The sequence below is a fragment of the Streptomyces sp. NPDC018000 genome, from assembly GCF_044328025.1.
Classification (GTDB): Bacteria; Actinomycetota; Actinomycetes; order Streptomycetales; family Streptomycetaceae; genus Streptomyces.
In genome coordinates this window covers 157,798-171,943 of the sequence record NZ_JBIRGM010000005.1, presented here as the reverse complement: position 1 = coordinate 171,943, position 14,146 = coordinate 157,798, and the positions used below count along the sequence as shown (strand labels likewise).

Sequence of the window (14,146 nt, the reverse complement as noted above, 5' to 3'; positions counted from 1 at the left end):
GCCACCGCCCGGTCATCGGTGGAGGAACTCCCCGATTCGCGCCCGCAGCCCCCGCGCATCCAGGCCGTGCGCGGCAATGTGCTCGTCCATCTCTCCGTACTTGCGCAGCTCGGCCCGCCTCACCCCGAGACCCAGCACACGGTGCGGCAGCTCGGTGAGCGCGTCATTGGCCGCTGCGGTGGACGTGCCCGCCAGATACGGCTCGACGACGACCACATCGGCGGTCCCGTGATCACCGACCGCCCGCCGCAGCCCGGCCGCGTCGAACGGGCGCACCGTCGTTGCGTACAGCACGGTCACATCGAGGCCGTCGGTCGCCGCGAGCACGTTGTCGAGCATCGGTCCGACCGCGATGACAACCCCGCCCCCGCCCTCCCTCACCGCGGTGAACCCGGTCCCGCCGCCGACCGGCCGCGCCCGGTCGTTGGACTGCAGCGACAGCCGTACGTACACCCGGCCGTCCCCGGCCGCAGCCTGCCGCAGCAGCTCTTCGGTTTCGTCGGGATGGCCCGGGACATGAACCGTCCAGCCGTCGAGGGTGTCCAGGAGCGCGACATCGCCCGGTGACATATGGGTGAAGCCGCCGGCGGGCCAGTCGTACGAGCCTCCGGCGCTCACCAGCACCCCGCCCACACCCTGATGGCCGAAGTCCAGCTTCACCTGCTCGAACGGCCGCTCCACCAGAAAGCTGGCGAAGGTGTGCACGATCGGTCGCAGCCCGGTCAGCGCCAGCCCGGCGCCCGCCCCGATCAGCAGCTGTTCCCTGATTCCGACATTGATGACCCGGTCCGGGTGTGCCCGCTGGGCCCGGTCGAAGCCGTCCCGGCTGATCTCGGCCAGCACCAGCGCGAGGCGCGGGTTCTCGTCCAGCAGCTGCGACGTGGTCGAGATGAAGCGGTCGCGCATCGTGTCCATGAGAAATGCCCTTCTCCCGTTTCGTGGTTTCTGCGTCTTCGGTTCTCGCCGGGTGCGTTTCAGTCCTTGGGGTCGACACGCGCGACCACGGCCCGCGGCCGGCCAGGGTGCGGTGCCGTGAAAGCCGCGTACAACGCTTCGTGGTCCCGTCCGTCGACGGAGTCGACCGACCAGTCCGCGGCCTCGAACCGCGCAGCGATCCCGCCGGGCCGTCCGTAGGACGCCGACGCGTTGTCGATCACCACGGTGTGCAGCTGCTCCAGCCCGGCCGGCCCCGCGTAGGCGAGCGCCTCGTGGACACTGCCTTCGTCCAGCTCGGCATCCCCGATCAGCACCCACACCCTCGGGGAGGTCAGCCCCTGCGCCCGCAGGCCGAGCACGCTCCCCACGGCCAGCGGCAGCCCGTGCCCCAGCGACCCGCTGCCGATCTCGACCCCCGGCACCAGTGTCCGGTCCGGGTGGTGGCCGAGCGGTGAGTCGTACGCGCCGAACCCGGACAGCAGCTCCTCGCCGAAGAAGCCGTGCGCGGCCAGGACCGCGTAGTACGCCATCGGGCCGTGCCCCTTGGACAGCAGGAACCGGTCGCGGTCGGGTGCGTCGGCGGTGCCGGGTGTCACCCGCAGAACCCGGTCGTACAGCACCCAGAGGGCATCCAGCGTGGAGGTCGCGGCGGGGCCGTGCTTCTCGTCCCCCGTCATCAGGCTCATCAGCCGGTCCATGTCGTGGTAGTCGCCTGTCGGCGCAGCAGTCATGTTCGTCATGAACTCAGCGTTGAACATCAAGTTTGGTTGAGGTCAAGCCGGTAAAGGTGTTCGTGACCACCCGTCGAAGTGCGGTATTGTTCTCATGCGCGTTCGGCCAGGGAAAACCCCAGGTCAGGCGGGCATCGGGACGTGGCGCAGCTTGGTAGCGCACTTGACTGGGGGTCAAGGGGTCGCAGGTTCAAATCCTGTCGTCCCGACAGCGATGTCGGATGTTTCCGCAGGTCGGGGGCTCTCTTTGGAGGGCCCCCGATGCGTTGGTCGAAGCAGTCCGGGAGCCCTCGTTCGCTCCCCGTGCTCCCATCGCTCCCAGCCGTGATCGAGGGCGTCAATCGATGTTGACCGTGGTCGCCCGCTACGGTCGAGAAGGCCGTGCTCCCACAGCGGCGGGCCTGCTGCGTGAATAGGCGACCACTTGTTCGATTTCAGTGCCCCCTTGACTGTGAGGGCTCCATGTCTGGATGGTCAATACATCAGGACATTGAACGTGATCGCCGGGTTCTGTGCAGGTCAGAGGGGGTGCGGCTGAGGTACTGGGTGTCGTGTGGCTCCCCTTTGTCGATTGGGGAGTGGCGGTACGCGGCGATAGCGGGCAGTACGGAGATGTTGCTCGACCAGGCGCTTGTGCGTGATAGGAGCACTCCACGCGGCTGCCAGTGGTCGCGAGGCGCAATGCCTGACTTGGCAGTCGCAGGCTGAGCCATGCAGGGGGAGTCGTCCCACACCGGAACGACGGGCATGCCAGGCTGCTGGTGAGCTGCATCCGGCAATGCGGCGAAGTCCTTCTCCGAGAAGCTCTTCTTCTCGCCGTCTCTCGTGGTGCATCAGCATCCGGAAGATGGGCAGGGTGCGTCGGCCGCGCCTGTGGCACACCAGGTCAGCGAGCGCGATACGTCCGAGCCGTTCCAGCGGCTGCTACGTACTGCATCGAACGCTGGTGCATCTCAACGGATTTCCACCCGCACCCCTTTCGACATGGAGACTGGCGCCCCACCTCGAGGTCTGTGCCTACTCCGAGCGATCAGTCTCATACCGCCTCGCATCCGCGGGAAAGGAAACGGGAAACAGCACCGTTCGCCTTGTCCGTCCAGCCAGGGTTGCCGCACGCTTTCGTGTGGCAATCCCGTTTACCTGGATGGACGGTTATGGAGGTTTTCCGTGCCGCAGCCGTCCACCGACTTTGGTGAGGAGCTGAGGAAACGGCGTTTGGAAGCCGGCCTCAGTCTCACCGCGCTGTCTGCCGCCGTGCACTACAGCAAGGCGCAGCTGAGCAAGGTCGAACGAGGAATCAAAGCGCCCAGCCGCGATCTTGCTCGACTGTGCGACGCAGCCCTGCAAGCCGACGGAGCGCTGATCGCCTTGGTCGCCGCGCCCGCTGCCGGCGCGCCAGAGGCAGTGTTGACCAGCGGGTTCGATGAGGAGGAGTGGATGATGCAGCTGTCTGCGGGCGGTCCGAGCTGGTTCCAGCCCGTGGGCCGACGACAGGTTGTCAGTGCCGGCGCTGCCTCGCTGATGAGCTGGCGTGCGGGTGGTCAGGGGTCAGTCTCTCCGGCAGCCGGGGGCGGCATGCTCGAAGCGTCCCGCTCACTGTTCACGCACTACCGCCGGCTCGGCCAGAGCGTGGAGCCCGGATTTCTGCTGCCGGGCCTGATCGCGCAGACGCACACGTTGCGAGAACTGTCCGTGCACGCGGATCCCCGCACGCGCCGGCAGCTGCTGGCACTCGGCTCCCGGTACGCCGAATACATCGGATGGCTGGTGCAGGAGACCGGAGACGAACGGGCGGCACTGTGGTGGACGCAACGCGCGGTCGATCTCGCGGCTGCGGCTGGTGACCAGGCGCTCGCCGGATACGCGCTCGTCCGCCGAGCGTTGGTCACGCTGTACCAGGAGGACGCGGAGCAGACAGTCGCCCTGGCACAACGCGCACAGAAGGACACGCTCCCACCGCGCATTCGCGGGCTGGCCGCGCAGCGCGAGGCGCAGGGGCACGCACTCGCCGGACAGCGCGACGCGTGCTTCCGTGCTCTGGACCGGGCCCGCACACTGCTGGCTCGCCAGGAACGTGATGCCGATACTCCGGTGATCGGCAGCATGCACCTGCCCGACTCGGTCGGCATGGTCACCGGGTGGTGCTTGTTCGACCTCGGCCGACCGCAGGAGGCGGCGGAGGAACTGACCCGGCAGCTCGCGCAGATCTCCCCCGAGGCGGTGAGAACGCAGGCGCGGTACGGCGTACGCCGAGCGCTCGCTCTCGCGTCCGCCGGTGAGATCGACCAGGCCTGTGCGTTGACGGCGCCGCTGCTCGACGGAGTGGCAGCGGTCCGCTCCGCGACCGTCACGATCGATCTCCGGCACCTCGCCCGCGTCCTGGGCCGCCACGTCGATCACGCCTCGGTACGCCGGATGGCTGCCCGGCTCGGCACGTTGACGCACTTCCCCACCACCTGACGAGGAGTATCGCCATGAACGATGTGTTCATCAACTACCGTACGGGCGACGGCGAAAAGACCGCGGCCCTGATCGACCACGAGCTGTCGCGCCGCTTCGGGCGAGACCGCATCTTCCGCGCCTCGAAGTCCATCTCCCCGGGCGACGCCTACCCCGACGCCCTTTTGACCGGTCTGCGCCGCAGCTCCGTGGTCCTGGTGGTCATCGGCCCTGACTGGACGAACTTCCAGGCCCGGCTGCGAGACCCGGAGGACTGGGTACGCAAGGAGATTGTGGAGGCGTTCACCTGTGAGATCCCGGTTGTCCCTGTATTGGACGGCCGGAAGACGGATCGGCTGAACAGATCCGAACTGCCGGACAAGTTGGCGAGGTTGGCCGACCTTCAGTCCATTCCGTTCGACGGGCACGACACCGAGACGGGACTGAAGCGCCTCGGTGACCTGGTGGCTGATGTGGCCGGGCTGCGCGACCTGGACCGGGATGCCACATCTTCGCCTGCGCTCGGCTCTGTGGCGAACTCGACCGGAGACGTCAACGGAACCGCCGTACAGAGCCGGGACTTCACCGGAGACGTCGGTGGGACCGTCATCAAAGGATCCAACGGGCCCGTACACACAGGAAAGGGAAATATCTACCAGAACTCGCGTCACGTATCGGGTGGTCGGCACTTCGCGGGCAACGGGATGACGTACTTCGAGGGCGACCATCACGGCGACATCCGACACCAGTTCGGCGAGTCCGACCGACGCGAGGGCGATGACGGGTGAACGGGTACTCCAATACACGGGTCGACAGTCCCCGAGGCCCCATGCACACCGGCAGTGGCGACATGTACGTCACTCTCGGCGAGCAGCTGAATGGAGCGGACAGATTCGCATTCCGGCGTATTGCCGAAGATCAACTGTCGTGGTTACGAAGGGTGTTGGTCGCCCCGGCCGGCATGGGAGAGGCCCGTCACAAGCTGGCCGACACCGGCACCGTCATCCTGGACGGCACCCCGGGAAGCGGCCGGACCTCGACGGCACGGGTCCTTCTGCACGAATACCACCAGGACACCGGCGTCTTCCATGAACTTCTCCCGGACGAAGAGGAGGAGTTGCCACTGAGGGACCGGGAACTGGTCGGAGCCGGCGACCGGCTGCTGCTGGACCTGTCGGCAGCCGACCCCCACCGGTGGCCGGCCGCCCAGTCGGACCTCTCCGCCCTCCGTAAGGCCGTACACGACCAGCACGCCCATCTCGTGGTCGTCATGCCGCACGGCAGCACCCTCGACTCCGACTTGCAGTTCTGCCGGGTCGCGATCGAACGCCCGGAACCTGCGCGGGTCTTCCGACGTCACCTCCGCGTATATGGCGTGCCGTACGAGCAGTACATGCAAGCCGAGTCCGTCCCGACGGCCAAGGAATTCCTGGGCGAGCAGAGGCCGATGCGGGAGATCGCGACCTTCGCCGACCTGGTGCGCCGGGCCCGCGAGGCAGCTCGCGCCGGCACCGGATTCGCTGAGTGGTGTGCGACGGCTCACAGAGCGAGGGACGACCGGCGCAAGGAGATCGCCACACTCGTCGCCGAATTACGCGAGGGACCGCAGCGGGCCTTGCTGATCACCCTGGCAATGCTGCACGGTGCTCATGCCGACGTCATCCACGAGGCAGCCCAACTCCTGCTCAAGACGGTCAAGTACCCACTGGACGAACTCCCGTTGATTCAACGCAAGGATCTCGCCCAGCAGCTCGAGGAGATCTCTGCCGGTACCGGACCAGGCGGACACGCACGGTTCATGGAGCTGGACTACGACACCGCGGTCCGTGCTCATTTCTGGGACCACATGCCCGACCTGCGTCGGCATCTCGGCACCTGGACAGTGCGCAGCGTGGACCTGACCGGACCACATATCACCCAGGAGCTTCGCGACGGCCTGGTAGCGCGGCTGGCCGCACAGTATTTGCGAACCGGACACGAGGACGGCCTGGCGTCCCTGGCCGAGGACTGGAGCGCCACGACGCCGAGCCGGGGCCAGTTGGAGGCCGCCGTCCACGCACTCACCTGCGGACTCAACGACCCCGCACACGGCGGGAGCTTCCGCCGACGGATCTACCAGTGGTGTGCGACCAAGCAGCTCAAGGGAGAGTTCGCGCAGGTACTCGTCCAGGTCTGCGCGGACGTCATCGCCTCCAGCCACCCGGATCAGGCCATGCTCCGGCTGTACTACTTGGCTCGCCGCGAGCGCGACAGCACTCGCGCCCTGGACGCACTGTGCGAGTTGGTGGCAACGAGCAGCCGACTGCGCCGACGATTGCTCGACCGACTGGCACGCTCTGCCCTCTCCGAACCAGGCATCTTCCTGAAGGCCTGTGACCCAGCACCACTGATCGCCTCCTACGACAACTCGCGCGCCCTGATAGAAGAGAGGGGGGTGCAGGACTCCGTGACCAGGTGCTGGCATGCGGTACTGGACAGGTTGCCACGTGCAGAGTGGCAGCCGGACGCGGAACGCTGGCTGCACGTGGCGTCCGACAGCGGACGCCACGGTGACCTGCTGCTGGACCTCATCGTCGGCGCGGCCGACCGGTGTGAGGGTAAGCGCGGCGCCACCTTCGCCGCGCTGTACGCGAGTGCCCGAGCCGCGGAGCGCAACTCCCCTGCGGGGGACGAGCGAGCTACCGCGACCACCGACCGGCTGCTCCAGAAGATCTCCGCAGCACAGGGCCTCGGCCCGCAAGCCACGCCGCCGCGGGCGGCATCACCCAGGGGGACCACACTGTGACTACCGGCTGCAAGACGACGACCATCTTCCTCACCACCTTGTGCGGCCTGCTGTTGACCATCCTCGGCCTGATGCAGGAGTGGCCTGTGTTCGCGTGGCCCGTACTGGCCGTACTTCTCGTCGGAGTTCCCGCAATGGCCTTCAAGATCGCCGCGGTACGGCGTGGGCCCTTGCACGTCGACGTCGAAGAACAGCGCACCGACCCCCCTATCGAGCGCAGGGAACTACACGTCAGGCATGTGGCGCTGCCCAGCAACTGGGATGACTACGACTTCTTGTTCTCGGCGACGGTGCGGTGGTACCCCCTTGAAGCACCCGGCAACGAACCCCTCCTCAATCCAGCGGGACTTGCGGTCGAAGCGGTTCTGGAACGAGCCCGCCTGATCACCGAGCAGCGGGAGCCAGGCCGGCCCTCCCTGGTGCAGCACGAATTGAGCGGTGCGCTCAGCAGGATGCGCCCAGACCCGACCGGGCATCTTCAAGCCATGGCGGAGGACATCACGCTCGTCCTGCGCGAACACGACCAGGAGCGGCTGAACCGACTGGCCGAAGTGCGCAAGGACAAGGCGGTGTGGGAACACCAGCGGAAGTACGAGCAGAGCAAGCGTCAGTACCTGAGCGAAGACGTACTGAAAGACACCGGCAGCGCGGTCGTCTGGTGGCTCGCCAAGAACGATGACCATGTGGATAGGACCGTGGCCGACCTCGGTCTGCTCGCCCAGCTCACGTCTGCCGCCAACGACACCGACGTGCCGGAACGGCTGCGTGATCTCATGCCCCGGCCGCACGGGGAACGGCCCGGTCCGGACCTGCTGCAGGACCCGGCTCCTCCCTTCGAGCAAGAGCCGATGCCCGCGGACCACTTCGAGGCCTTTCTCAACAGCATGGGTTTCACGGACGGAGACGACCGGAGGCCGATGCTGGTCAAGCAGATCGCCGACGTCATCAGGACACAGGACCAGCACGAGACTGCTGAGGACCTATTGCGCAGGTTCGACCCCCCGGCGAGTTTCACACCGGACGCCGGCGAGCCGCCGGCCTCCGCACAGGACACAACCGATGAGACGCCCGCAGCCTCGCCGTTCGAGAGGACAACCGATGGACAGTGAGTTGGCGGCTCTCGCCGCATCGGGAGCGACCACCTTGGTCTCGCTCATGGTCACCGACTCCTGGACGCACGCCCGCGAAATCGTCGGACGATTCTTCTCGCGCACTGGTCCGGACAGCACCGCGATTGCCGACTTGGATACCGCCCGAACCCGGCTGCTCGCCGCCGAGGCCGCAGGTAATGAGCAAACGATCCGCGACAGCAGGAATCAGTGGCACGCCTACCTGCAACATCTTCTGCAGGCAGGCTCCGCGACTGGCGAAGACCTGCGCGATTTGCTCACATCCCTGCAGAGGGCCGCGAACGCGGATACACAACGGACCGACGTGTACAACGCCATCAGTGGGGGAGTCCAGCACGGTCCCGTCATCCAATCCGGCCGGATCTCCCGTCTTACCCTCCACGTAGACCATCCCACCGCTCAGGCGTAGGACCGAGCCCAAGACCCTCCGCGTTGGGCTGGCACCGTTGAAGGATCGAACGGACCATGTCCTGGCTGAGTCGAGCAGACCTACGGGATCCTGATACTGCACCGGCGCCCACCGCGACTTCGCCGCGGTGGGCGCCGGCACTGGGGAATCGGAAATCTCGAGCATTGCCCCCGCGACACGGTGTGGCTTGAAGGCGACCACGATTCGACATTCGTCGGGATCGCGCTGGGATCGTCCCGACATTCAACCGATGACGGAGCTGTTCCGCCGGCCGTAAGGTCCGCGCAAACCCGTCATCCGGCAGAAGGGGCGAGCAAAGCCTTGTGCACCGTAGCCTGTCGAATCCCTCGTCTCCCCGAGCACCACCGCAAGGCTGGAAAAAGCCGCTTCCGTCCGGTTGATCCATCTTCTGGAAGCGCGGCAATAGGTGCTTTCCCCGTCATCGCATTCGGGGTGGCGAAAGCACGTGCTCGTGGAATCCGCCTCGGACGGTGATGGCGGCGGAAAGCGCGGTGTGGTCCGGCCGACATCATGGCCGAACGAGACCGAGTTGGGGCTTCAAGCTCCCCGTGATCACGGACCCCAGTCCGTACTGCAGCACGCTGGGCCGCGGAGACGAGTCGCGGTTGAAGAAGCGCGACTGAGCCGAGATCTGCCTGATCAGAAATTCACGATGTGGGGTTGTACGCACCCCGTAGGAGAGCTGTCCATGCCTCATCCCCCTTCCCCTCAACCAACCCGCCTCAGATCGCGTCCGCTTGCGTCAACCACAACGGTCGGACGCGTCGGCGCGCTGATCGTGACGCTCGCCGTCGTCGCAGAGGAGGCCCTGTGATGCCAGTGATGTCACGTACTACCCGGCGCACCCTCAAGGGCTTGGCCGCGGTCACCGTCGCGGCCCTGACGCTTGGTATCGGTCCGGCGCTGCCCGCGACGGCGGCGAGTCAGGCCGAAGGTACGATCGCGAACGCGGGCGCCCCCGGTGCCATCAAGGATCGGTACATCGTGGTTCTCGGCAAGGGAGCCGACTCCAAGTCGCGCAAGGGCAAGGCGCTGGCTGCCAAGTACGGTGCGAAGGTCAAGAGGACTTACAACGCGGCGCTCAACGGGTACGCCGTCGAGTTGACGGAGAAGCAGGCCAAGCGGTTCGCCGCCGATCCGGCCGTGGAGTCCGTCGTGCAGGACCGGACCGTCAAGGCGACCGACAATCAGCCCGACCCGCCCTCGTGGGGGCTGGACCGGATCGACCAGCAAGCCCTGCCGCTCGACAGCCGCTACACCTACCCGGATACGGCGGGCCGCGGAGTCACGGCCTACATCATCGACACCGGTGTGCATATCAGTCACCAGGACTTCGGCGGCCGGGCCAGTTACGGGTACGACGCTGTGGACGGCGACAACAACGCCGAGGACGGCAACGGCCACGGCACGCACGTCGCCGGAACGGTCGCAGGTTCGTCGTACGGTGTGGCCAAGCAGGCCAAGATCGTCGCGGTACGCGTGCTGAACAACCAGGGCTCCGGCTCCACCTCCGGCGTCATCGCGGGCGTGGACTGGGTGACCGCCAACGCCGTCAAGCCCGCGGTGGCCAACATGAGCCTCGGTGGCGGTACCGACCCGGCGCTGGACACCGCTGTCCGCAACTCCATAGCTTCCGGGGTCACCTACGCCGTGGCGGCCGGCAACGAGAACAGGGATGCCTCCACTTCGTCCCCGGCCCGCGTGAGCGAGGCCATCACTGTCGGCTCCACCACCAGTGGCGACGCCCGCTCCAGCTTCTCCAACTTCGGCAGCAAGGTGGACATCTTCGCGCCCGGGTCAGCCATCACGTCCACGTGGTATACCGGCGACACCGCCACCAACACCATCTCCGGCACCTCGATGGCGTCCCCGCACGTGGCCGGAGCCGCCGCGCTCTACCTGGCGCAGGACCCCACCGCCCCCCCGTCGCTGGTCGCAGAGGCGCTGACCTCCTCAGCCATCACCGGAGTGGTGACCGACCCCGGCTCCGGTTCCCCCAACCGGCTGTTGAACGTCACGGGCTTGCGTGCCGGGCCGCACGGCACCGTCACGGGTACCGTCACCGACGGCACCAATCCGCTGGCGGCAGCCAAGGTCACTGTGGGCGATGCCACGGTGATGACGGACGGTCAGGGGCGTTACGCCCTGACCGTGCGACCGCCGGGAACCTATGACATCAGCGTGAGCAAATTCGGGTACGCCACCAAGACCGTATCGGGTGTTGCGATCGCTGACGGCCAGACGGTGACCGAGAACTTCGCGCTGACCGCGAAGCCAAGTGTCAACGTCACCGGTACGGTCCATGACGGTTCGGGTCACGGCTGGCCGCTGTATGCGACCGTGCGGGTCAAGGGCGAGCCGACGTCGGTCGCCTACACCGACCCCAAGACGGGGAAGTACACGCTGAGTGTGCCCGTCTCCGACACCTACAGTCTGCAGGTCGACCCGTTGTACCCGGGCTACAAGCGCAACTCGCAGGATGTGCAGGTGGATTCGGCGGATGTGACGCATGACGTCAACGCGTCGGTCGACTGGACGACCTGCAGCGCAGCCGGATACGGGCTCCACTACGACGGCACTACCGAGCCGTTCGACGGCAACGCCACGCCATCGGGCTGGACCGTGGACGACAAGGTCGGCAAGGGCCAGACCTGGGTGTTCAACGACCCCGGCAAGCGCGGCAACACGACCGGCGGGTCCGGCGGCTTCGCCGTCATCGACAGCGCGAAATACGGCTACGGAAACAGGCAGGACAGCTCGCTGATCAGCCCGGTTATGGACTTCAGCCGGCGAACCCACCCGATCGTGTCCTTCCGCTCCGACTACTTCGGCTACTCGGGCCAGACCGGGGACGTCGATCTCAGCGTCGACGGCGGCCAGACCTGGACCAACGTCTGGCACCACACCAGCGACAGCGCCCGGGGGCCGCGGTCCGAGATGGTGGAGCTGCCCCAGGCCGCCGGCAAGGCCAATGTCCAGGTACGGTTCCACTTCACCGCCGGCTTGGGGTGGTTCTGGCAGCTCGACGACGTCTTCCTCGGCGACCGCACGTGCGACCCGGCACCGGGCGGCCTGGTCCTCGGCCAGGTGACCGACAAGAACACCGGGGCCGGGATCAACGGCGCCACGGTGACCTCGGCCGACAAGCCCGCGGAGAAGGCGATCGCGCTGCCGACGCCGAACGACCCGAACCTGGGCGACGGCTTCTACTGGATGTTCTCCTCGCTCACTGGGGAGCACAAGTTCACTGCCACGGCGGGGAGCAACTACAGCGCACAGGACATCACCGTCGACGTGGCTCCGCACCGGGCAACGGCGAGCACGTTCGTCCTGCCCGCACCACGGCTCGAGGTCAGCCAGGCCCAGCTCAGCAAGACGGTCGACTGGCAGGGCAAGGGCAGCACCACCCTGACCTTCAAGAACACCGGAACCGCCCCGGTGACCGCCAATATCGGTGAGTGGCCGGGCGGCCACCAGCCTGCCGCGAAGCAGCAGGGTGCTCCGCTGCGGGAGGTGAAGGGACACTTCAGCCCTGAGCCGTTCCGGCCCGGCAAGACCGCGCAGCCGGCGGCCGCCAAGTCCTCGGTGACGCCGCACGCGGCGCCGTGGACGACGGTGCCCGACTACCCCACGACGATCCTGGACAACGCCGTGGTGACCCTCGACGGCAAGGTCTACTCGATCGGCGGAAGCGACGGATACACTCCCGCCTCGAACAAGTCATACGTCTACGACCCGGTCGCCCGGACGTGGAGTGCTCTGCCGAACCTGAAGGTCGGCCGTGAGGCGGCACAGGCGGCCGCCTATGGTGGGAAAATCTACGTCTTCGGCGGCTTGGATGCGTACAGCAAGATAGCCAAGACCGAGATCTACGACCCGGCGAGCCGTACCTGGTCCGCGGGTGCCGATATGCCGAAACCGTACTTCGGCGCCGCTGTGACCGTGCTGGGCGGCAAGATCTACATCGTCGGCGGCTGCTCGGGCGGCTGCTACAGGAACGACGTGCAGGTGTACGACCCGGCGTCGGACTCCTGGAGTTCGGCCACGCCCTACCCCGAAACGTGGGGCTTTCTCGGCTGCGGCACCATCGCGAACAAGCTGTACTGCGCGGGCGGGGTGTCGGGCAATACCACCACCAAGCACGCCTACAGCTACGACCCGGAGACCGCCAAATGGACTCCCATCGCCGACCTGCCGATCGACCTGTGGGCGATGGGCTACTCCGTGGGAGACGGCAAGCTCCTCCTGTCCGGCGGCGTGACCAACGGCACCACCACGATCACCAACCGGGGCTTCGCCTACGACCCGGGTTCCGACACCTGGACCCCGCTGCCCAACTCCAACAACACCGTCTACCGCGGCGGCTCCGCCTGCGGCTTGTACAAGATCGGAGGTATCACCGGACCAGGCCAGTGGGACGCGACCAAGAAATCCGAGCTGCTGCCCGGCTATTGCGCGACCGATGTCCCCTGGCTCTCGGTGGACAAGACCGAGGTGACGATCCAGCCGGGCGAGAGCGTTGACGTCAACGTGAGTTTCGACGCGAACGTCGCCGAGATCACCCAGCCGGGCACGTTCAACGCGCTGCTCACGATCAGGGCGAAGACCCCGTACCAGATCGCGTCGGTGCCGGTGGCGCTCACGGTGAAGCCGCCCAAGACCTGGGGGAAGATCACCGGGACGGTCACCGGAGTCGGCTGCACCGGCAAGTCGGCGCCACTGACCGGAGCGACCGTGCAGATCACCTCGAAGACGGCGAGCCACACGCTGAAGACCGATCAGAACGGTCAGTACGTGTTCTGGCTCGATGCCAGCGAAAGCCCGCTCACGGTGACCGCGTCCAGGGACGGCTGGGAGCCGCAGACCCAATCGGTCAAGATCAAGGGCGGTAGGGCGGTCACGGCCGACTTCACTCTCATGAACACCTGCACCTGATCCGACACTCCGTGCGGGCCGGGGCCGGCCCGCACGGACAGGTCTCGGCCCCGCCGGCGATCCGGTGGCGGGGCCGAGACGCTTGCACAGTCAGGCGGATGCCGAGCCGCCGAGCGTCTGCACGATTCGACATTCGTCGGGCTCGCGCCGGGATCGTCCCGACATTCAACCGATGACGGAGCTGTGCTGCCGGCCGTAAAGTCCGCGCAAACCCGTTGTCCGGCAGAAGGGACGAGTAGATTCTCGTGCACCGTATCCTGTCGAACCCTTTGTCTCCCCGAGCACCGCCTCGAGGGCAGAAAGTGCCGACTGCGTCCGGTTGGTCCATCTTCTGGTGGCATGACACAGCACATTCTTGACGTTTCGTCATCATATTCGGAGCGGCGACAGCCCTAGTAACCAGTTTCCTGCCGACGACGGGCGCTCAGGCACAGGAACCTGCCGGCCCATCATCGAAAAGGGCCTCCTGCAGCCCGTGTTCTCCTGTGAGGATGCGATTCGTGAGCACGTGCTCGTGGAGTCTGTCTTGGGCCATGTCGGCGACGGAAAGCCCGACATGATCGCGGCCGACAACATCCGGCCGGACGAGACGGAATGGAGCATCAAGCTCCCCGTGATCACGGACGTCAGTTTGTACTGCAGCACGCTGGGCCGCGGAATCGAATCGCAGCCGAAGAAGTGCGACTGAGCCGAAATCTGCCCTGCTCAAGAATTCACGATTCGGGTTTGCATGCACCCCGTAGGAGAGGTGTACATGTCT

At 66.6% G+C, this 14,146-nt stretch carries 9 protein-coding genes, 1 tRNA gene and 1 pseudogene; 9 read left to right on the top strand and 2 right to left on the bottom strand.

All coding sequences use genetic code 11. The features are described 5' to 3' along the window. Positions 1-12: 12 nt before the first annotated feature. Entirely contained in the window at positions 13-915 is a 903-nt protein-coding gene (locus ACH4EW_RS15150; protein ID WP_398256445.1) for a transketolase family protein, read from the bottom strand. 59 nt (positions 916-974) lie between these two features. Further along, positions 975-1,676 carry a transketolase gene (locus tag ACH4EW_RS15145; RefSeq protein WP_398256443.1) on the bottom strand — a complete coding sequence of 234 codons (702 nt, stop codon included), beginning with the start codon at positions 1,674-1,676 and terminating at the stop codon, positions 975-977. Between the two features lie 126 nt (positions 1,677-1,802). Here ACH4EW_RS15145 and ACH4EW_RS15140 point away from each other — a divergent pair. From ACH4EW_RS15140 to ACH4EW_RS15100, 9 genes and pseudogenes are all read left to right on the top strand, one after another. Then, positions 1,803-1,876 (top strand) — tRNA-Pro (locus ACH4EW_RS15140). A gap of 1,006 nt (positions 1,877-2,882) precedes the next feature. Beyond that, complete coding sequence (locus tag ACH4EW_RS15135; protein ID WP_398256440.1) at positions 2,883-4,127, top strand: helix-turn-helix domain-containing protein; 1,245 nt, start codon at positions 2,883-2,885, stop codon at positions 4,125-4,127. A gap of 14 nt (positions 4,128-4,141) precedes the next feature. After that, positions 4,142-4,894: a toll/interleukin-1 receptor domain-containing protein gene (locus ACH4EW_RS15130; protein ID WP_398256437.1), complete on the top strand. Its 753-nt coding sequence runs from the start codon at positions 4,142-4,144 to the stop codon at positions 4,892-4,894. Between the two features lie 152 nt (positions 4,895-5,046). Continuing rightward, positions 5,047-6,891: a hypothetical protein gene (locus ACH4EW_RS15125; protein ID WP_398256434.1), complete on the top strand. Its 1,845-nt coding sequence runs from the start codon at positions 5,047-5,049 to the stop codon at positions 6,889-6,891. Then, positions 6,888-8,000, top strand: a complete 1,113-nt coding sequence (locus ACH4EW_RS15120) for a hypothetical protein (RefSeq protein ID WP_398256432.1) — start codon at positions 6,888-6,890, stop codon at positions 7,998-8,000. The genes ACH4EW_RS15125 and ACH4EW_RS15120 overlap by 4 nt, the downstream gene beginning before the upstream one ends. Continuing rightward, on the top strand, positions 7,990-8,430 hold the full coding sequence (locus ACH4EW_RS15115; protein WP_398256429.1) for a hypothetical protein: 441 nt from the start codon (positions 7,990-7,992) through the stop codon (positions 8,428-8,430). Before ACH4EW_RS15120 ends, ACH4EW_RS15115 begins: the two co-directional genes overlap by 11 nt. An 834-nt stretch (positions 8,431-9,264) precedes the next feature. Then, a pseudogene (locus ACH4EW_RS15110) lies at positions 9,265-10,782 on the top strand (S8 family serine peptidase); the annotation flags it as partial. A 9-nt stretch (positions 10,783-10,791) separates the two neighbouring features. Then, positions 10,792-13,386 (top strand): kelch repeat-containing protein, encoded by a 2,595-nt coding sequence (locus ACH4EW_RS15105; RefSeq protein WP_398256856.1) that lies wholly within the window; start codon positions 10,792-10,794, stop codon positions 13,384-13,386. A 514-nt stretch (positions 13,387-13,900) separates the two neighbouring features. After that, on the top strand, positions 13,901-14,074 hold the full coding sequence (locus tag ACH4EW_RS15100) for a hypothetical protein (RefSeq protein ID WP_398256427.1): 174 nt from the start codon (positions 13,901-13,903) through the stop codon (positions 14,072-14,074). Positions 14,075-14,146: the final 72 nt, after the last annotated feature.

Bases quoted from the DNA above. Each gene is read 5' to 3' on its own strand.
- ACH4EW_RS15115 (WP_398256429.1), top strand. From the start codon at position 7,990: ATGGACAGTGAGTTGGCGGCTCTCGCCGCATCGGGAGCGACCACCTTG.
- ACH4EW_RS15130 (WP_398256437.1), top strand. From the start codon at position 4,142: ATGAACGATGTGTTCATCAACTACCGTACGGGCGACGGCGAAAAGACC.
- ACH4EW_RS15145 (WP_398256443.1), bottom strand. From the start codon at position 1,676: ATGACGAACATGACTGCTGCGCCGACAGGCGACTACCACGACATGGAC.
- ACH4EW_RS15150 (WP_398256445.1), bottom strand. From the start codon at position 915: ATGGACACGATGCGCGACCGCTTCATCTCGACCACGTCGCAGCTGCTG.